A 20,332-nucleotide genomic window follows, 5' to 3' on the forward strand; every position below is an offset into this window, starting at 1 on the left:
AGAAGAGGCCGGGGCATAACCCAAAAACACTATTTTTCTCTCAGAGAAAAATAGTGTTTTTGCTGAACGTTAAAATTGATTTCCATTCCGGGACGCTTTCCGCGGGCGTGGCCTGAGCCTGTAGTCTCAGGCGTCACGCTATTCCCGCAGGAGTCGCCCTGCATTCCAATCAATTTTTCAAATATCCGTTTTTTAATAATGTCTTTCCTCTTATTTAACGGTTATTCTACTTATGTCCCGGCCCCTTTTCTGGTTGTTCTTTAGTTATGAATTAATATCCTGAATTACTTTTTCCAAAAATTCACCCATTCGTTTTACAGTAGACTCTGAAAAGTCAAAATCAACGCCGGTTTCTTTATAAATCGCTGCAATGGATTGAGTGTAATCGGCACTTGCACCTTTTTTATAATATTCGACAGCCTGCTGCGGATCTTCTTGATATTTCTCAAGTAACTGCAGTGCACCAAGCATTGACATTGAGTATTCAATATCATAGAAAGGGTATTGAATAAAGTGCAGTGTACCGATCCAGCTCATGCCAATTTCCTTTTCAAATCCGGTAGTATCGACCGGGTTCAAGCCATAACGTTTTGAAATTTCATAGAACTTTTCGTCACGTTCCTGTGCTGTATGCTGAGGATTTGTATACATCCAGTGCTGGAAAAGGTCTCCGGACAATGGGCCGAATAACATTGTAAATGCCCGTCTCAGTTCTTCACGTTGCGCGCTTTTGAATTCCTCTTCTTCCGGATAAAATATATTGAATTTATCCAATAACAACAATTCCATTCCGTGAGAATACAGTTCAGCGACTTCCGCCCGCCACTGGAATTCTTCAATAGGGCCTTGTTCTGAAGCTTGAAGGTAACCATTTACCGCATGGCCCATTTCATGAATCAGGGCAATAAGCGAGAAGAAGGAAGGACTAAAATTTGCAAAAACGAACGTATCCCCGGATACAGGTAAAGGGACACAGAAGCCACCAGGACTTTTCCCTTTACGGTCTCCAAGATCAAGCAATCCATTTGCTCTCATGTACTTCAAACGGTCTGAAAAATACGGGTCTGTTTTTCCCAGCATCTCGGCAACACCGTCCAAAAGTGCGGATGTCTCAGTGTAAGGGGGATTTTTCAGCAGTTTTGCGCTGTTATCCCATGGGCGATATGTGTCGACGCCAAGCTTGGTTTTGAAAACTTCTGCGAGCCTGTTCCAAGCCGGAATAATATGCTTTTCAACATTCTCATGGAAGTCATAACAATCGTCGATACTGTACTCTCTGTTTTTTGCGACAAACATATAATCACGGTAATTATTAAAGCCCGCATTCACTGCAATTTGATGGCGGAGCTGAACGAGTTCATCCATGAGTTCGTCCGTCTCAGGTTTTATTTGAAGGTAGGCTGCTCGAATTAAATGATAGGCTTTTTCCCGAACGCTTCTGTCCAAATTATCCAGCTGGGATTCGATAAACGGGAAAGGCTTTTCCTCTCCGTCCCATTCAACTGTCAGTCCACCCATAATTTCACTGTACTTTGTGCATAGTTCTTGCTCTTTAACAAATAGCGGAATATTCTCTTCTCTATAGAGTTTCACTTTGGATTCCCTGAAACGTCTCATTAATCCGTAACGCTTTTCATCCAATTCATTGAAATAAGGTGATTCACAGCATTTTTCATTTAGCTTTGCATCGTATTTCATTAACAGTGGCTGAATGACTTGCTGATCGTGAAGGTAAGTTGATTTAATTTCCGGATCTTCGGTATTTCGGTAGAAGTCGACGAGGTGACCTGTCAGCGCTTCTTCAATTTCAAAGCGTAACTTCTTTTCTTCTTCAATCCAATGCTCCAGATCAGTTATGGATTCAATTGAAATATTATATAACCGGTGAAACCTGGCTTCAATTCCTTCGACATCTTTCAAATCAATCAATTCTTTATAATAGTTAACACTTTTCGCTTGAGACATGAATAATTCTCCCTTTAACTTCAGATTATTTTGACTAATGAATCAATTATATTATAGATTGCTTGTCATTCATTCTTTTTTTGAAAAATAAATTACTTAATATTAAATTCTGTTCAGGCACAGTTTGTAAATGAAGAAATAAAAGGATAACATGACTTTATGAAAATCGATTGGATAAAGGAGTTTTAGTATGATTACAAAAGATCAGCTGGAAAAGAACCAAATAAAGATATATATCATAACTTTACTATTGGCAGGATTTACAGGATTGAATTTTTCACAGTTTCAAAGTAATCTGGAAAATTTAATCCCGATAATGCTGGGAATCTTAATGTACAGCATGTTTGTTCTAATTCCTTTTGCTGCTTTAAAAGAATCTTTATCAAACCGGCGCTTCTTTTTCGCACTTTGTATAGTCAATTTTATAGCAGTACCGATTGTTGTATGGGGGCTTATGTTTTTTATGCCAGATTATCCGCCACTAGTATTAGGTGTTTGTCTAGTTTTACTTACCCCATGCATTGATTACGTCATTGTATTTACAGCGCTTGGCAAGGGGAATGAAAAGGCGATGCTCAGTGCAACCCCTTTTTTGTTTATTGCACAAATGCTGTTACTGCCATTTTATTTATGGCTTTTTATCGGTGAACAGGCTGCAAATTTAGTAGAAGTCGCTCCATTTGTTGAAGCATTTGTTACATTTATTGTATTGCCTTTATTTATTGCGCTGATCGTACAGTTTCTTTTAAAAGAAGGCAGTCGTGTTTATGAGGCGTCTTCCTGGCTTCCGGTACCATTCATGGCTTTAACTCTTTTTGTAATCGTTGCTTCACAAATTGGCAAATTGGCGGGTTCGTTAGAATGGATATTAAGAGTAATACCTGTGTACATAGCATTTATGATTATTATGCCTTTTATCTCAAAAGTGGTAGGGAAATGGCTGAAGCTCGATATCCGGACAGGACGTGCACTGATTTTTAGCGGATCGACACGTAATTCACTTGTTGTCTTACCGTTTGCACTGGCAATGCCAGAGCAAATCCGTTCACTTGTTGTAGCTGTCATAGTAACCCAGACAATTGTTGAGATCATAGGGGAACTTATGTATATTCGCATTATTCCACAATTTGTCCTGAGAGATAATAGAGAATAAGCTCTTTACTGGCTATTGCTCCTAGGCTCCTTTACAATTTTGAAAAGAAGGACCAAACTGCGTGATTTTTGTAGTATAATTTTCATTACTATATATTATAAATAGAAAAGGAGTTTTAGCATGAAAATCGAGGACTGGTTAAATAAAGAAACATCAACAATCGCAAATAAGTTAATCGACTATAACAAAAAACATATTGAAGTTGAAAAATCGATTGGATTCACTGGTCGTGATCAAATCCATCATATATTAGATAGTTTTTATGAGATTTTCTTCCCGACGATTTATAATCAAGGTGTTGTCGATGAAACACGTACCCTGATGAAATTGAACAATAACCTTCGTCAATCAGCATTGGATTTGCGTGATATTATCGAAAAAGTATTAGTCTATCAAAACTTTGATAATTGTGATGGCCAATGCCGGGAAAAAGCGGATCATGTGGTGATGAAGTTAATGGACCGTTTCCCGGAAATCCGTGAAACGATTCAAACAGATATCCAGGCTGCTTATAACGGAGATCCGGCTGCTACATCAACAGAAGAAATCATGCTAAGCTACCCGTCGATCCGTGCTGTATTTATCCACCGTATCGCACATGAACTATATAAAATGGATGTAACAATCGTTCCGCGTATCATGTCAGAATATGCACACCAGTTAACAGGTATCGATATTCATCCAGGTGCGAAAATCGGACATTCGTTTTTCATTGACCATGGTACAGGTGTCGTAGTTGGAGAAACGTGCACAATCGGCAACAATGTTAAAATCTATCAAGGTGTGACGCTAGGCGCTTTAAGTTTCCCGCTTGATGAAAACGGAAACCCGATTAAAGGTGTAAAACGTCATCCGAATATTGAGGATAATGTTGTCATCTACGCAGGTGCTACAATTTTAGGCGGGAAAACGACAATTGGCCATGACACGGTGCTTGGCAGTAATATTTGGCTGACATATTCGGTTCCGCCATATTCACGTGTCTATAACTCGCAGCCATCACCGAATATCAGCAATAGTAAAGAAGTTGTAATTGAGTACGAAATTTAAACTGAATTTGAGCGAGGTGAAGTAATCAATATTTCACCTCGCTTTTATTTTTGGTACATGCGAAATAATTTAATAATTTATTGTTGACCATTATTCATATCCATGATATATTTATCTCAAGTTCGAGATATTCAATTTCGAAATTTTATTTTGAGTATATATCTTGAAATCGAGATAAATTGGAGGAGAATTTAAAATGACAACATTTACAGTCGATCAAACACACTCAGCAATCGGATTTGAAGTAAAACATATGATGGTATCAAAAGTGAAAGGCCAATTCAATAACTATACGGCAAACGTTGAAGCGGCAGACTTAACGGATTTAACTACTGCATCAATCAACTTTGAACTGGAAGTAGCAAGCATCAATACAAACAATGAAGACCGCGATAACCACTTAAAATCAGCAGACTTCTTCAACACAGAAGAGTTTGGCAAAATCAGCTTTACAGCAACAAACATTGAAAAAGACGGCGATGACTACAAAGTAACGGGAGACTTAACAATTAAAGACGTAACTAAATCGGTAACTTTTGATGTTGAATATGGTGGTAAAGGTACGAACCCATGGGGCGTTGAAGTATATGGTTTTGAAGCAGAAACAAAACTCAACCGTGAAGATTTCGGTTTAACATGGAATGCTGCTTTAGAAACAGGCGGAGTACTGGTAGGAAAAGATATTAAAATTAAAGTAGAGTTAGAATTAAACCCTGCTGCTTAATAATAATGAATGAACTTGTAAGGATAAATTGTCAGTAAAACGGCAATAATGATTTACGTTGCTGATTAGAATGCATAAAAGTACAAAATTAAAACTTGAGGGAGAAACTTCAATTATTTATATGCATGCCTATATCAATCTATAAAATCCTCAAGTTTTAATTGATATCTTGAATTCAAGATAATTGAAGGAGTGTAAGAAATGGGATTCATCAGTAAACTATTCGGAAATAAGAAAGTGGAGGAAAATAAAGTGGAAAAATTAAACATCGGTATTATTTTAGGATCAACTCGTGAAGGTCGTGTAAGCCCTCAAGTTGGTGCATGGGTAAAAGAAATCGCAGATAAACGCGGCGATGCAAATTATACAATCATTGATATTGCGGATTTCAAATTGCCATTACTAGGCGAACCAGGTGGGGATGCATCAGGTGCTGCAGGCTGGTCTGAAGCAGTCGCAAAACAAGACGGATTTGTATTCATTGTTCAAGAATATAACCATTCGATTACAGGTGCACTTAAAAATGCATTAGACTACTTACGTGATGAGTGGAACAATAAAGCAGCAGGTATCGTATCTTACGGTTCTGTCGGAGGAGCACGTGCTGCGGAACATTTACGCGGTATTTTAGGTGAATTACTTGTAGCAGATGTACGTGTACACCCAGCTTTATCATTATTCACAGATTTCGAAAACGGTACAACTTTCAAACCGAAAGATGTACAGGCGGATTCTGTAAACCAAATGCTGGACCAAGTAATTCCATGGTCAAAAGCTTTAAAAACAATTCGTTAATTGACGTTATCGGTCTGGCACATGTTAAGGCATGTGCCGGATTTATAATATAAAAATTGGACAGAGTGTTTTATTAAATAAAATGTTGTGTTCAGTTTTTAGGAATGGAGGAAATAAATATGAAAAAACATACAACGGGTATTCATCACATTACAGCAATCGTCGGTCATCCTCAGGAAAATGTCGATTTCTATGCAGGTGTTCTCGGATTACGACTTGTAAAGAAAACAGTCAATTTTGACGATCCTGGAACATATCATCTATATTTCGGAAATGAAGGCGGAGAACCAGGGACAATTATTACATTCTTTCCATGGCCTGCAGCATATCAAGGCAGAATCGGCGATGGTCAAGTTGGCGTGACAACATATGTTGTACCGGTGGGAGCAATGGAATTCTGGAAAGAACGCTTAACAAAATTCAAGATACTATATAATGAAGCTATACGATTTGGGGAGAACTATTTACAATTTGATGATCCACATGGTCTGCACCTGGAAATTGTTGAACGTGATGGTGGATCTTTAAACGGCTGGACGTTTGGTGGAATTTCTGCGGATGTAGCAATCAAAGGTTTTGGCGGTGCAATTTTATATTCATCAAAGCCGGAAGAAACAGTCAATACTCTAGTTGACGTGATGGGACTTGTTGAGGTTGGCCGTGAAGGAGACTTTGTAAGGTTAAAAGCAACAGCACCAATCGGAAATATCGTGGACGTAAAAATGACAGTCGGCGATCGTGGGACAATGGGTGTCGGTACCGTACATCATATTGCATGGCGTGCAAACGATGATCAAGATCATAAAGAGTGGCAGCAATACGCAATGGATAAAGGACAGCATGTAACGGACATAAAAGACCGTAATTACTTCAATGCCATCTATTTCCGTGAATCGGGTGAAATTTTATTCGAAATCGCGACAGACCCACCCGGATTTGCGCATGATGAAACACCGGAAACAATGGGCGAGCAGCTTAAGTTGCCTGTACAATATGAAGACTATCGAGACAGATTGGAAAGTTCGCTGTTCCCGATTAAAGTTAGAGAGTTAGAATAGTAGTGTGATAAGAACAGGGGGTTACTCAGTTTTACTTGAGTAGCCCCTTTTATATGTTAAAGGAATTTAGCCATGTAGAGTTCATTTACATATTGTCCGTCAATCAGTAAAGAATTTCTTTTCACGCCTTCAACTTCAAACCCCATTTTCTTATAAAGATGGATAGCTTGTTCATTATATTCAATAACGGTTAATTCCAGTCGGTGTAGCTGCGACTTCTTTGCCCATTGAATCATATAGTCGAACAAAGCGGTACCAATGCCTTTACCGCGACTTTTACTATGTACACCGACAGCAATCTGTGCCCTGTGAGAAGTACGGGATAACGATTCAGCCTTTAAAAGAAGATAACCTAAAATCTCATTCTCGTGTTCTGCAATAAAGAAACCCGATGTTGGTGTCTGATTTATGGAACTGATTAATTTGCTTAAAGAAGCTGGTGCCAAGGTTCTTTCATCGGGTGCAAAGAGCATAAATCCGGACTGTTCCGCATCTTTCATCACTTCAAGAATTTGTGATGTATCACCTTCGTTCGCTTTTCTGATTATACTTTTTACGCGGATTGTGTTCATCGCATTCACCTCCTTCTTATTGTAATAAAATTATATCATTTCCAGAATATATAAATTAAACTGAAATTAATATCGCGATAAACTTTAAAGGGGTCTGAAAATGAAACTATTAAAAAACGGGTTTGTAGTAGACATGGAAACAGGCGAGTTTAACAGACAGGATGTTTATATTGAAAATAATAAAATAGTAAAAGTTGCGCCTCATCTTCAAATTGATAATATTGAAGTATTGGATTTTACGAATAAATGGCTAATACCGGGATTGATTGATATGCATGTCCATATAAAAAAACACTTTGCCAATTACTTCACAGCAGCAGGCATTACAACGGTTCGCAATACTGCAGGGAGCATTATTGAACTGAAACCATTTATCGATGCGAATGGAAGTGAAATGGAACCGCGCGTAATTTCTGCAGACCGTATGATCGACGGTCCACCAGGTTTGTGGGGAGACGATACGGCCTATAATCTCAATGTCGACAATGCAGATCTTGCAAGACAGGAAGTGGCGCGGCAAGTAGAGCTTGGGGCACATTTTATCAAAGTTTACGGCTGGCTTGATCCTGAATATATGGAAACAGTTGTTGAAGAAGCACGTAAACACAATCTGGAAGTAAGCAGTGATTTAATTTATTCCAAAAAAGTGGATGCCCTGCTTGCGGCACATATAGGGATTGATTGGCTGGAACATTGCTCTGGTATTATTCAAGCAATGTATCCACAGTGGACAATGGATGCGCCGAAAGATGTCTGGGAATCAATTCCGTGGGAGCAGCCGGATGAACAACTGATAGAAAACGTATGCAGAAAATTAATGGAAAAGAATATTAAGCTTTGTCCAACAATTGTTTTATATGATCAGATGCGGTTAGCAGATCAATATTGGACAACGAATCATGAAGTAGTTGATCATATGGAAAACAGTGACTTCTTATTTAACCACTGGCCACAAGCAGCACAGGCAAAACAAGGCCAGGATACGATAGGTATTCAAACAAAAACGATTCAAAAAATTGCCTATACGTATTATAAGATGGGTGGTACTGTCGTGACTGGTACAGATACTCCTGCAGGAATCTATACATATCCGGGCTTTGCATTGCACCGTGAGCTTCAGCTGTTTGTTGATGCCGGATTCACACCATTAGAGGCTCTTCAGCAAGCTACAATTAATGCAGCGAAAGCATTGAACACGGCGGATTTAGGAGATATAAAAGAAGGGTTTACTGCGGATCTATTAATTTTGAATGAAAATCCTCTTAGCAATATAGAAAATACAATGAAAATCGATCGGATAGTAAAGGACGGAAACCTGTATACGATTCCCGAGCTGCTTGAAAATATTCCGACTGAGCAAGAGATGAACGATTATATAAACGAATTGATACAAACTTTCGAAGAACTAGGATTAAATGCAGGAAATTAGGTTTATTCAATAAGGTAAGAGGGGAACTTCTATTATCGAATATGTTGTGATGTATTTGGAGAGATTAGATGTAAGTAATTACACGTAAAGGGGCTCTGAAATGACATGAGAAATAACAGCGACATAGAAGTTTCACGCCGGAACATGTGGTCAGGAATCTTGTTTGGCGTAGGTTTGATTGCCTTTATTGATGAAACCGTTTTTCACCAGTTGTTAAGATGGCATCACTTTTACGATAAATCGACAACGGATATCGGATTAATTTCCGATGGTATTTTTCATGCCTTCAGCTGGTTTGCTACGATAGCCGGGTTATTTTTATTTGCAGATCTGCGCCGGAGAAATGGTCTGTTCTTTCAACGATGGCTTGGCGGCGTATTATTAGGGGTTGGAGTATTCCAACTGTATGACGGCATCATTCAGCATAAATGGATGCGAATTCACCAAATCCGATACGTGGACAATGTCATTGTATACGATATTGTGTGGAATGTCGGTGCTCTGATTATTTTACTAATCGGTATTTATCTATTATTCCGTACATCAAAAAACAGTACTTTAAAAGAGAAGACTGCAAATGAATAGCCTTTACTTACTGCATAGTCATGGACATAGTGCTGTGAATCATTCAGTACCTGCTATTAACCTTCAATTTTTGCTCGGGGTCATTTTCATATTTTTATTAGTTGCATATTTGACAGCAGCACTCATAACAAATCGGCGCTATAAGAAATGGCCCGTTTCCCGTACGATTTGCTGGACAATAGGAATGGGGATTGCACTTGCTGCAGTTGTCGGACCGTTGGGCAACAGTGCTCATACTAACTTTACGGCACATATGGTGAGCCACTTATTTTTAAGTATGGTCGCACCAATTTTTATGGCAATTGCCAGGCCGATCACTTTGCTGCTCAGAACAGTAAACACAACATTAGCACGTAAGCTGACGTCCATTTTAAAAAGCCGCCTGCTAAAATTCGTTTCGCATCCGATTACAGCCGCTGTATTGAATGTGGGCGGACTTTGGCTGCTGTATACAACAGATTTGTTTGTTTACATGCATGACAATCCGTTTGTCGCCTTATTTATACATTTGCATTTTTTCATTGCAGGCTATGTTTTTACGATATCAATTATTTATTTCGATCCGGTCTACCATCAATATTCCTACCGGTTCCGGGCAGCAGTTTTAATTCTTGCAATTGCCGGTCATGATATTTTGTCGAAGTATATGTATGCGAATCCGCCAGCGGGAGTTTCACAGCAAGAGGCGGAAATGGGAAGTATGGTCATGTACTATGCAGGGGATTGGATAGAGGTCGCCCTCATTATAATTTTCTGCTGGCAATGGTACAAATCGGCAAAGCCAAGCAAAAATTTTGCCGAGGAGTACAACAGCAAGAAACGGGTTACTGTGAGTGAATGAAAATATTACACATTAAATAAAATGCACACCACTAAATGAAAATTTTAGTGATGTGCATTTTTTTGGAAATTAATATTTTGCCAAAATGTAATATAGGCTGCTTATATTTAATCTATAATTCATAAACTCTTAAAAATATATGCCCAGATTATTTCATGTAGTTATCTAATGTTAGAAAACAGGCTAATTTCCCGAAAATAATTCCTAGTTATACATTAGATATTAGTCTATAGTCATTTCCAACTAAAGCATAAGTTAGGGAGGTAACACAAAATAAAAAAAGGAGGTGTTTACTTTATGTCAAACAGAAGTAATGCAAATGCTGCCAATAATGTCGAAGTAAATCAATTTCAGGATCAGGGGTTATTTATTCGTAATTCCCATACTGTTGATGTAACACAAACGGAAGTTCAAGGACTTTTGCTAGTTCAAGCTGCCCTGCAAGCTGCTATTGAAGCTGCCATTATAGTATTAGGGTCAAACGAAAATGCTGATGTGCAAAATCTTCAAAGAATAGCTCAAAGCTTAGAAGTCACACAATCTGAATCACAAAGAGTTGCTATTATTGACTCGGATGGAATTACTGTAAGACAAACAGAAGTTCAAATTGACGCAGTCGTTCAGGCCACTATTCAATTATTAGGTCAGTTAGCTTTAAAATTCGGCTAAAAAGAAATGCCCATTTTTTTTATAATATCAAAAACATACTAACATTAGTAGTACAAACCAAGGCCATGGTTTGTGCTACTATTTTTTTATAGTAGAAGTGAAGAAAAGCCGACCAGCCCCTGGGACCATTTGTGAGTCCGTTTAAAAAAACCGGCTAACTTCACGCCCTTATATGAATCAGTTTAGTATGTTGGGTCCAAAGAGATCGTGTATAAGAAAGTGGAATCGATAAGGTATTGTGAAGGCTTCTATGACTGGCTAAAAAGGAGAATGAAATCATGAAACATGTCATTGCGTTAGATGTTAGTAAAGGCAAAAGTTCGGTCGTTATTTATGATCGGTATCGAAAATGTGAGTTTGAAGGCGAATTAAATCACACACGAATTGACTTTGAGCGATTACACGAGCGTATCGAAGAAATGAAGAAACTAGATGGACAAGCTCCTGAAATTGTATTTGAAGCAACAGGCGTCTATTCCAAATCAGTAGAAGCGTTTTTCAAAAATCATGGCTATACATATAGTCGGATGAATCCACTTGAAGCGAATTTACAGATGGCGAAAATGCGACGCCATAAAACGGATGTAAGTGACGCACATGAACTAGCCAAAACGCATTTTAGATTGGAACGTGAAGCGACTTACGTTCAAGATGATTATTATGAACAGATGCGTGCACTTACACGCTATTATGATGAAATCGATGAGGAAATGATTTTACTAAAGAGTCGGATGCATGCGATTTTACAGATGAGTTTTCCAGAGCTTGAAAAACTCATTACGCCAAGTTCCGCATTATTTTTAAATATCGTACAGCTTTACCCACACCCTACCTTTGTTTTGTCTCATTCAAAAACCGTCATAAAAAATCGGTTGAAGGCGAATACGAAAAAGAACCTTTCCCTTACTCGTGCAGAGAAAAAAGCCGTTGAACTGATGGAAGCAGCTCAAAATAGTTATCCGGCCATTAAGCCGACAGATGTAAGGTGTGATCAAGTAAAGGATTACGCAACTCGTATTGCAGAACTGAAGGAAAAGAAAGAGGCGCTTGTCCAACAGATGACGGAGCTATCAAAAGAACGTCAAGAATATCTTGTATTACGCTCCATCCCTGGTGTGGGTGAATCAACAGCTTGTCGCTTGATTGGTGAAATCGGTGATATTCGCCGCTTCCGAAATGCAAAACAATTAAACGCCTACGCAGGGATCGATATCATGCGCTATCAATCCGGGAACACACAATATCGGGATCGTATCAATAAGCGTGGGAATAAACATTTGCGGAAAATTTTATATTTCATGATGCAAGGGATGCTTATGTTAAAAGAGAAACCAAATCATTTTGCGGATTACTATTATAAATTAAAAACGCAACCTCAGAGAAAGCCTCATAAGGTTGCGATCATCGCCTGTGTTAATAAGTTTCTGAAAGTGACATTTCAGTTATTAACACGAGGCATCCTTTACGATTATGAGTCCGCACTACCAGCTCAGAAATCGTAATAAAACGTAACTCCACTATATCATACAGACCTCTCGAAAAAAATAAAAATCGTTAGGTCTTTTTGGCATATAAAAATATAAGTGTAAAATAAAGAGAGAAACTATGCCCCTACACTTAAATCTAAAATAGCTACAAAAGTTGAAGAATACACTTGATTAATCGTAAGAAGGGGGCCGGGACATAAGTAGAATAACCGTTAAATAAGAGGAAAGACATTATTAAAAAACGGATATTCGAAAAATTGATTGGAATGCAGGGCGACTCCTGCGGGAATAGCGTGACGCCTGAGACTACAGGCTCAGGCCACGCCCGCGGAAAGCGTCCCGGAATGGAAATCAATTTTAACGTTCAGCAAAAACACTATTTTTCTCTGAGAGAAAAATAGTGTTTTTGGGTTATGTCCCGGCCTCTTACATATTTTGGTGTGTTGAAATTCCTGCTTATCATGCCCGAATTAATCATTAACTCTTTCCAGTCGTTACTTGCACAGTTTTCATATGATTACCGGCTAGTTTTTTTTCTGACCATCTGAGGGATGCTGTTTTTTCGGTCGAATATATAGACCTAACTTTTTCCGCTCGGCCATTAATGATTTGTAGAGCGAAAGAATCATCAGCAAAATGATAAATGAGAATGGGAAGGCGACAATAATCGCGGCATTCTGCAAGGCGGTCAGACCACCGGAAAACAGAAGACTTGCAGCAATGGCAGCCTGTAAAATTCCCCAAATCAATTTTATTTTAAATGATGGGTTCATCGATCCGAATGTTGTTTGCATACCAAGCACAAATGTAGCTGAATCGGCCGAAGTGATAAAGAATACCGCGACAAGCAAGAGGGCGATAATCGATAAAATAAAGCCGAGTGGCATTTGGTCAAATACACCGAATAAAAGCTGTTCTGTCGGTAAATCAACAAGCCCTTCATCTTTTGTCAAATATGTTTCAATCGCCGTCGTTCCAAACGTTGCAAACCAGAAAATACTAACAAGTGTCGGTGCTAAAATAACTCCCATTAAAAATTCACGGATTGTTCGACCTTTTGAAATACGTGCAATAAAAATACCGACAAATGGAGACCATGACATCCACCATGCCCAATAGAAAATTGTCCATCCGTTAATCCAATCACGGCTGCCGGCATCACCCGGCTCCATACGTAAACTCATTTGCACAAAGTTTTGTAAATAACTGCCGAGTCCTGATGTAAAATCATTCATGATGGAAACAGTAGGACCAATAAATAAAGTTAATAACAATAATGCAGCCGCTAAGTAGAGGTTCCAATTACTTAACAGTTGAATACCTTTATCAAGACCGGTTGAAGCGGAAATGATAAACAATACCGTAACGATAACAATAATGATTAATTGAACAGTAAAGTTAATTGGAAGGTCAAATAAATAGGATAGACCGCCATTTATTTGCTGTGCACCTAAACCGAGTGTTGTTGCAACACCGATTACTGTAGCGAAGACCGCGATAATATCAATTGTATATCCAATAGGACCCTTTGTTTTTTCACCGAAAAGAGGAAAAAGTGTGGAACTTATCAAACCGGGTGCACCTTTACGGAAATTAGAGTAGGCGAGTGCTAATGCAACTACACCATAAATAGCCCAAGCGGAAATTCCCCAATGGAAGAACGTATATCGAAAAGAATCTTTCAATGCTTGCTGGGAACCTTCGGGAGCCTGCGGGGAACTAATAGCAAAATGTGATAATGGTTCCGCTGCTCCCCAGAAAACTAAACCAATCCCCATTCCAGCACTAAACAGCATCGCAAACCACGATGCATTGCTGTAGTCCGGACGGTCAGTCGGCTTACCGAGACGTATCGCTCCAACAGGACTCAATATGAGGAAAATACAAAACGCAATAATGATTGCAACAACTAATAAATAATACCAGCCAAAATTATAAGTAAGTAAATTTTGAATGTTTTTGGTGACATTTTCTAATGTTTGTGGAGCGAGTACACCAACTAGTACTGCCAGCATTACTAGTGTAAATGAGCTCCAAAAAACGATGCCTACTTTTTTCATTTTATAACCTCCGTTCAGTGACATATAAATGTATTACCCAGTTTGAAAAAAATAAACATTTTTAATGAAATAGTAGTTCAGAAATAGGGTGGACCTTGTTCGAAGTAGATATTTGTAAATGGGTCCAGCTATAAAATGTATACAAATACAAAAGCGCTTCTCTATATATTACCCAGTTTTCCCGAATTTAACTAAAGTGAATAACTCTTTTATAAATTTCCTATACTGTGACAAAAAGGGAGGGGGAATCGTATTGACACAAACAATGGAAATAAAGCAGGAAATTAAACGACTTAACAAGCAATTCCTCCATTCATCGGATTTTGTTGCAAAAGAAATTCAGCTCGGCCAGGAGCAAAACGTCATTTTATGCTATTATTCATCACTTGTAAACAAAACGGATGTTGAACAGAACCTTTTAAATCTGAAAAAGCTGAGTGAATCTTCAACTCAGAAAGACCTGAATTCAAGTCAAATGGCTGATCAATCGCTACTGGATGACTCAGTAGAAAATAGTGATAAAAATCAAACTTCTGCAGCCCAAAAACAACAGTTAATTAATGAAGAAACGATTACGATTACTACAGAAAAATATGATGAGCAAAAGCTTGTTGATTATTTATGTAACGGTGAGACCTTAATTATTCTATTACAGTCCAAACAGATGATTCGATTACAAAATGCGGAATTTGCCCATAAATCGCCGGAAGAACCCGAAAACGAACAAATATTGAGGGGTTCGCATGAAGGATTGGTTGAAAATTTAGATGTTAATATTCAGCTGATCCGAAAACGAATTAAGAACAATAAACTTGTCGTTAAAACGATACAACTTGGAAATGAAACGAGGACAACAGTTTATTACTTTTATGTAGAAAATGTAGTGGATAGTGAGGCACTTAAAATAGTTGAAAATCGGTTGAATGCAATCGATTTGGATATGTTATATAGCACGGGTCAGTTAGAGGAATATTTAGATGATCAAGTATGGTCACCGTTTCCTCAACTTCTGCTTACAGAACGGCCAGACCGTGTAGTTGCCAATATTTTGGAAGGTAAAATAGCGGTAATGAGTGATTTGTCTAACAATGCAATCATTGGGCCGGTTACATTTTTTTCGTTCTATCAAACACCGGATGATTTCAACTCCCGTGTAATTGTCGGTACATTTTACAGATTGACACGATTATTCGGTTTTGTATCCGCTATATTTTTGCCTGCTTTTTATATTGCGATTGTAAGTTTTCATTTTGAAGTGCTCCCGCTAGAACTTGCAAATAAGGTGAAATCGGATATTAACCAGATTCCATACAGACCACTTATTGAAGCGATGATTATGGAAATAACGATTGAATTGATCCGTGAAGCCAGTGTCCGCTTGCCCAAGTCAATCGGGCAGACAATTGGTATCGTTGGAGGTCTTGTAATTGGCGATGCCATTGTCAGCGCGGGGCTAGTATCAAATTTGATGGTAATTGTTGTAGCGTTTACAGCTATATCGAGTTTCGTAGTGCCCTCAATAGAACTTAATACGACGATACGGACGCTTCGTTTCCCGTTTATGTTTTTAGCATCTCTATTTGGATTTTTCGGAATTGTAATCGGTACATTTTTATTGGTTATTCACTTATTAAATTTAAGTTCTTTAAAACGCCCTTATTTTTCACCGGTTATTCCATTTGATCCAGTAGGAATGCGAAAGGTTTTTTTCCGCGGTCCATATTATGGAGCTAACAGACAGGCTCGAAGCTTTAAATCGAAAAGGAATGATAGAGAATGACAATCCAGTTAACAAAGATGCAATTATTTCTGTTAATGTTTGTAATGCAAACCGGATTTGTCTATACATCCTTCCAAAATATGGTTATCGAACATAGCAAACGTGATGCTACGTTTCAGTTTCTTATTGTTGCGTTCATCTTTTTCCTGCAGGTATTGTTTTTTGAACGTATGCATCAATATTTTTTCTTGAACAGATTTACAAAAGCATTGTATCTCATTTACTGGACAAGCTATATTGTTGTGTTTGTCGTCTACATTACGTATGTACTAACGACTTGGGTTTTTCCAAATACACCGGAAATTGTGCTGATAGCAATATATTTATCCGTTTGCCTATACGCAAGTATTAGCAGGCCTGAAACAGCAATCAATATTGGCGTCGTTTTAATTCCAATGTTCTTACTGTTTTTATTTTTTATGTTTTTAACTTTGCCCAGTTTACAAGTGACGAATTTGCTGCCATTTTTTTACAATCTTTCCGATACATGGTATATGGGATTTGTTTTCAGTACGTATGCATTTGGCGGCGCAGAAATGTATATTGTTCTTCGTAAATATTTAGCTAAAGGTGTAAAAGTGTCGAAAAAGGCACTGGCTATATATTTTTCAATATTAACAAGTTTTTACTTACTTTCCATTACGTTTACATTGATGTTTTTTTCTTTGGATGAAATAAAACTTATTCCTGAACCAATTTTGTATATATTACACTCGACAGAAGTGACATTTATAAAAAGGCTCGATCTATTTTTTGTTTACATTTGGCTTTCATGGTCTTTAGTTGCAATCGTCAATTACGTGCTTGTTATAAGAGTTGTGTATTTTGAAAACAAAATTAAATATCCGAAAGTAAAACTGCTTATTTTTTTCGCAGTTACGGGCGTGACAGCAGATTTCCTCATACGCTTTTCAGTGCTGGAATTTTTTAAACATAATTTAGTTTATGGAAATATCGCATTTACTTTTTTATTGCCAATTCTCATCATACTTATCAACAAGATAAGGGGGCGGACCGTATCCGATTCGGCAAAACCATCTTAGTAATTGTTGTTCCTCTAATACTGGCAGGATGTTGGGATGAGAGGCTTTATAAAAATTCCTCCGTCGTATCGCTAACAGGTTTTGAAGGGGAAATAGGAAAGTTAACTGCCTATTATGCTTATCCGGAAGCGACAACTAATGAAATGAAAACCATTATTATTACAGGTGAGGGTGTTTCACCACGTGACGTACGTCAGGATGCAGAACTGAAAGTCGAACAAACATTGGATTTATCCGTTTTATCAACGATTTTGATTTCTGAAAAGACTGCAGAACATGATATTTATAAATTTTTGGATGGTTATTTTCGTGATGCGAATAGTCCTGTCACTTCTAAACTAGCCATTGTTCAAGGAGATTTGAAGCCATTTTTTGAAGTAAGTGAAGATAAGCAAAGTACGGCAGGGGATTTTTATGATCGCTTTATTACAAGCTTGGAAGAGAATTCAATGGTCATCCCTTACACGTTGCAAACAGCATCTTCTGTCCTTTTTGAAAATGCCCAAGACCTGGCTTTGCCTTATTTAATAATGGGAGAAGAGCAACATCCCAAAGCAGAGGGACTCGTACTCTTTTCCGGGCGCTCTTTCACTGGTAAAAAATTGTCAATAGATGAAGCGGTTTTATTAAATATCTTAAATGATTCCCTTGGATTTGCTACTCGTATCTCATATTTATATGAGGAAAGTCCAGTAACAGTAAGGATCAATGAATCAAAACGTAAGTTTGATATTTCAGAAAATAAAATTGAAATCCCCTTAAAACTGGAGTTCATTCTTTCTGAATTTCCGGACGATAATTTAGATGAAACAAACAAGAGAATAGAGCTTGAAAAATTTTTGGAAGATGAAATTGAAAAAGATATGAAGGAAGTAATCAAAAAATTACAGGAAGCAAAGTGTGATGCAATCGGAATCGGACGACATGTAAGAGCATTTCACCCGAAATGGTTTAAAGAAGATTGGAATGAGCACTTTTCAACTTTGGATATTTCCCCAAAAGTAGATGTAGAAATCGTTAAAACGGGTATATTGGAGTAACTGTAGAGAATTAAATTCAGTTAATTTTTTGTGAAAGGGTGTCCGTTTTGGATAAAAAAATGAATTACGGTGATGACTATAAATTTATACCTGCTACTTCTGTTCAAAGTGGTGTAAGTGAGGAGTTATTGCCCGACCTATATGTTCACACGATTCAAATTGCCAATATTGTTTTTTATGGCAGCCCTGATTATAACGACTTTGTTTTAATAGACGCCGGGATGCCGAAAAGCGCACAAGAAATTATTGATGCGGCAGAAAAAAGATACGGAAAAAATGCAAAACCGAATGCAATTATTTTGACACATGGGCATTTTGATCATGTCGGGGCGATCATTGAACTTGTTGAACATTGGCAAGTACCGGTTTTCGCTCACAAGCTGGAACTGCCGTATTTAACTGGCCTGGAAAATTATCCGGAGCCCGACCCTCCTGTTGATAGCGGATTAGTCGCTAAAATGTCTCCGATGTTCCCGAATGAAGCGATTGACTTGGGGGAATCTGTCCAGGAGCTTCCATCAGATGGAACTGTACCTTTCATGGACGGATTTAAGTGGATTCATACTCCGGGTCATACACCTGGACATGTTTCGTTATTTAGAGAGCGCGACAGAGCACTTATTGCAGGAGATGCTTTTGTTACGGTCAAACAGGAATCTTTATATAAAGTATTTACTCAGGAAAAAGAAGTGAACGGTCCACCGAAGTATTTGACTCCGGACTGGACTGCCGCGTTTGATTCGGTAAAAAAACTGGCAGCATTAAATCCTTCTGTGGCGGTTACCGGTCATGGAGTACCGATGAGTGGGGCGGAGCTAAGCGAGGGGCTGCGTAAACTTGTCGATGATTTTGATCAGATAGCATTGCCAAAGAATAAGAAATAGGTAAGTAAAAAAATCATCCGTTTACTCGGTTCATGAGCAAACGGATGATTTTTGAAGTGTATAGGTAGAGCGGGTCTGATTAAAGTACTTAAGCAGAACTAATTATTCAAATCATATAACCCGGGGCTATGCTCATTTGGCATGTCCGGCATTAACGGTACCGGGAATCCTACTGGTGGAGGTGTTACTTGATATTGTCCGCCATTTCGGCTTGGAGATTGTCCCTGCAAAATTTCACCGATTCTTGTAGGGTCCAGACGGAAGTTGAATTGACAGTTATGGTAACCCATATCGACAAATTTTCGGCATTCGGGATATTTGTTAATATCGTAATTCGGTACAGGGAATAGTTTGCCCCAATTTACCCCTAATGTTTCGAGTGCTTTAGCAAAAGCGTTTTGATGGGCATTATCACGCACGATTAAAAATGCGAGCGTTTCACGGAATGTCTGGTTTGAGCTCATTTCATAAATCCGAGTTTTTTGCAGTACACCTGTAGATTCCAATACAAGATTATTCAGTAAGTCGGCGATGAGGTTGCCATGTGAGTAAACCCATGAGCCGTTCCATGGATTTCCTGCTGCGTCTACCGGCAATGATGCTTGTGCGCCCATAATAAAATGGTGGGGATTTGCATGGAGGACCGCTTCATCCAATGGAGATTGATCCATCCCATTATTACCGGGAGCAGATGACTCTCCGGAATCATTCAATAGTTGATTGATCGTATTTTGAACAAGCTCGACGTGGGCAATCTCTTCCAAGAAGATACCGCGCAGCAAATCCCTGAATTGAGTATCTTTACCTCGGAAATTGGAGCTTTGGAAGAAAAATTGCATCATTGTCCGCATTTCCCCGTAATGTCCGCCTAAAATTTCCTGTAAAACGCGGGCAGCCGCCGGATCTGGTTTGTCCGGTTTAATAATATTGATCAGTTCTTCTTTGTAGTAGTACATAGTTTCCCTCGCTTCTTTTATGTTCTTTCATAAAGAATGAATTATTCCATCCTTTTCAAAGTAGTATGTTCTATTTAAAGGAAGACATGCCGATTTTGTAATTATTACAGTGATAAGGTACTAGCCTTAAAGATTTAAATATTACGATTATATTTCTCAGGACTACTTTTCGGAAAATAGGGTAGAAAAGTAACAGAGATGGTTGAGTATAACTAATCTTGTGAAACTTGCTATTTTTGGA

The 20,332-nt window shown here is 38.3% G+C and carries 18 protein-coding genes; 14 read left to right on the top strand and 4 right to left on the bottom strand.

Annotated features, from left to right (window positions below):
* Positions 1 to 264: 264 nt before the first annotated feature.
* Entirely contained in the window at positions 265 to 1,965 is a 1,701-nt protein-coding gene (locus MKX73_RS14115) for a M3 family oligoendopeptidase (protein ID WP_340717990.1), read from the bottom strand.
* A gap of 190 nt (positions 1,966 to 2,155) precedes the next feature.
* Here MKX73_RS14115 and MKX73_RS14120 point away from each other — a divergent pair, with 190 nt between their 5' ends.
* The 5 genes from MKX73_RS14120 to MKX73_RS14140 all read left to right on the top strand — a co-directional run bounded on the left by MKX73_RS14120 (position 2,156) and on the right by MKX73_RS14140 (position 6,745).
* Positions 2,156 to 3,118 carry an arsenic resistance protein gene (locus tag MKX73_RS14120; RefSeq protein ID WP_340717991.1) on the top strand — a complete coding sequence of 321 codons (963 nt, stop codon included), beginning with the start codon at positions 2,156 to 2,158 and terminating at the stop codon, positions 3,116 to 3,118.
* Positions 3,119 to 3,238: 120 nt separating this feature from the next.
* Positions 3,239 to 4,168, top strand: coding sequence for a serine O-acetyltransferase EpsC (gene epsC, locus MKX73_RS14125; protein WP_079526150.1), 930 nt, complete (start codon positions 3,239 to 3,241; stop codon positions 4,166 to 4,168).
* A 196-nt stretch (positions 4,169 to 4,364) separates the two neighbouring features.
* Positions 4,365 to 4,892 (top strand): YceI family protein, encoded by a 528-nt coding sequence (locus MKX73_RS14130; protein WP_340717992.1) that lies wholly within the window; start codon positions 4,365 to 4,367, stop codon positions 4,890 to 4,892.
* A gap of 201 nt (positions 4,893 to 5,093) precedes the next feature.
* Complete coding sequence (locus tag MKX73_RS14135; RefSeq protein ID WP_340717993.1) at positions 5,094 to 5,687, top strand: NADPH-dependent FMN reductase; 594 nt, start codon at positions 5,094 to 5,096, stop codon at positions 5,685 to 5,687.
* A 119-nt stretch (positions 5,688 to 5,806) separates the two neighbouring features.
* Positions 5,807 to 6,745, top strand: coding sequence for a ring-cleaving dioxygenase (locus MKX73_RS14140; RefSeq protein ID WP_340717994.1), 939 nt, complete (start codon positions 5,807 to 5,809; stop codon positions 6,743 to 6,745).
* Positions 6,746 to 6,801: 56 nt separating this feature from the next.
* Here MKX73_RS14140 and MKX73_RS14145 read toward each other — a convergent pair whose 3' ends face one another.
* Positions 6,802 to 7,317 carry a GNAT family N-acetyltransferase gene (locus tag MKX73_RS14145; protein WP_340717995.1) on the bottom strand — a complete coding sequence of 172 codons (516 nt, stop codon included), beginning with the start codon at positions 7,315 to 7,317 and terminating at the stop codon, positions 6,802 to 6,804.
* 100 nt (positions 7,318 to 7,417) lie between these two features.
* On the opposite strand from MKX73_RS14145, the gene MKX73_RS14150 reads away from it, so the two are divergent.
* The 5 genes from MKX73_RS14150 to MKX73_RS14170 all read left to right on the top strand — a co-directional run bounded on the left by MKX73_RS14150 (position 7,418) and on the right by MKX73_RS14170 (position 12,343).
* Positions 7,418 to 8,746 (top strand): amidohydrolase family protein, encoded by a 1,329-nt coding sequence (locus MKX73_RS14150; protein ID WP_340717996.1) that lies wholly within the window; start codon positions 7,418 to 7,420, stop codon positions 8,744 to 8,746.
* Positions 8,747 to 8,851: 105 nt separating this feature from the next.
* Entirely contained in the window at positions 8,852 to 9,331 is a 480-nt protein-coding gene (locus MKX73_RS14155) for a DUF2243 domain-containing protein (RefSeq protein ID WP_340717997.1), read from the top strand.
* Positions 9,324 to 10,172 carry a cytochrome c oxidase assembly protein gene (locus MKX73_RS14160; protein ID WP_340717998.1) on the top strand — a complete coding sequence of 283 codons (849 nt, stop codon included), beginning with the start codon at positions 9,324 to 9,326 and terminating at the stop codon, positions 10,170 to 10,172. Before MKX73_RS14155 ends, MKX73_RS14160 begins: the two co-directional genes overlap by 8 nt.
* 297 nt (positions 10,173 to 10,469) lie before the next feature.
* Positions 10,470 to 10,841, top strand: coding sequence for a spore coat protein (locus MKX73_RS14165; RefSeq protein WP_340717999.1), 372 nt, complete (start codon positions 10,470 to 10,472; stop codon positions 10,839 to 10,841).
* A 278-nt stretch (positions 10,842 to 11,119) separates the two neighbouring features.
* On the top strand, positions 11,120 to 12,343 hold the full coding sequence (locus MKX73_RS14170) for an IS110 family transposase (RefSeq protein WP_340715959.1): 1,224 nt from the start codon (positions 11,120 to 11,122) through the stop codon (positions 12,341 to 12,343).
* Between the two features lie 509 nt (positions 12,344 to 12,852).
* On the opposite strand, the gene MKX73_RS14175 is transcribed toward MKX73_RS14170, so the two are convergent.
* Positions 12,853 to 14,388 carry a glycine betaine uptake BCCT transporter gene (locus MKX73_RS14175; RefSeq protein WP_340718000.1) on the bottom strand — a complete coding sequence of 512 codons (1,536 nt, stop codon included), beginning with the start codon at positions 14,386 to 14,388 and terminating at the stop codon, positions 12,853 to 12,855.
* Between the two features lie 253 nt (positions 14,389 to 14,641).
* Between MKX73_RS14175 and MKX73_RS14180 the strand changes: the two genes are divergently transcribed.
* From MKX73_RS14180 to MKX73_RS14195, 4 genes are read left to right on the top strand one after another with little or no spacing between them, the layout of a single operon-like run.
* A complete protein-coding gene (locus MKX73_RS14180) occupies positions 14,642 to 16,168 on the top strand; it encodes a spore germination protein (RefSeq protein ID WP_340718001.1) in 1,527 nt (508 codons plus the stop codon).
* A complete protein-coding gene (locus MKX73_RS14185) occupies positions 16,165 to 17,211 on the top strand; it encodes a GerAB/ArcD/ProY family transporter (RefSeq protein ID WP_340718002.1) in 1,047 nt (348 codons plus the stop codon). Before MKX73_RS14180 ends, MKX73_RS14185 begins: the two co-directional genes overlap by 4 nt.
* Positions 17,212 to 17,231: 20 nt before the next feature.
* Positions 17,232 to 18,251 (top strand): Ger(x)C family spore germination protein, encoded by a 1,020-nt coding sequence (locus MKX73_RS14190; RefSeq protein WP_340718908.1) that lies wholly within the window; start codon positions 17,232 to 17,234, stop codon positions 18,249 to 18,251.
* Positions 18,252 to 18,298: 47 nt separating this feature from the next.
* The gene (locus MKX73_RS14195) at positions 18,299 to 19,135 is read left to right on the top strand and encodes an MBL fold metallo-hydrolase (RefSeq protein ID WP_340718003.1); all 837 of its coding nucleotides are present in this window, start codon (positions 18,299 to 18,301) and stop codon (positions 19,133 to 19,135) included.
* Between the two features lie 98 nt (positions 19,136 to 19,233).
* Here MKX73_RS14195 and MKX73_RS14200 read toward each other — a convergent pair whose 3' ends face one another.
* The gene (locus MKX73_RS14200) at positions 19,234 to 20,091 is read right to left on the bottom strand and encodes a manganese catalase family protein (protein ID WP_340718004.1); all 858 of its coding nucleotides are present in this window, start codon (positions 20,089 to 20,091) and stop codon (positions 19,234 to 19,236) included.
* Positions 20,092 to 20,332: the final 241 nt, after the last annotated feature.

The sequence above is a fragment of the Solibacillus sp. FSL W7-1436 genome (genome assembly GCF_038007305.1).
Taxonomy (GTDB): Bacteria; Bacillota; Bacilli; order Bacillales_A; family Planococcaceae; genus Solibacillus.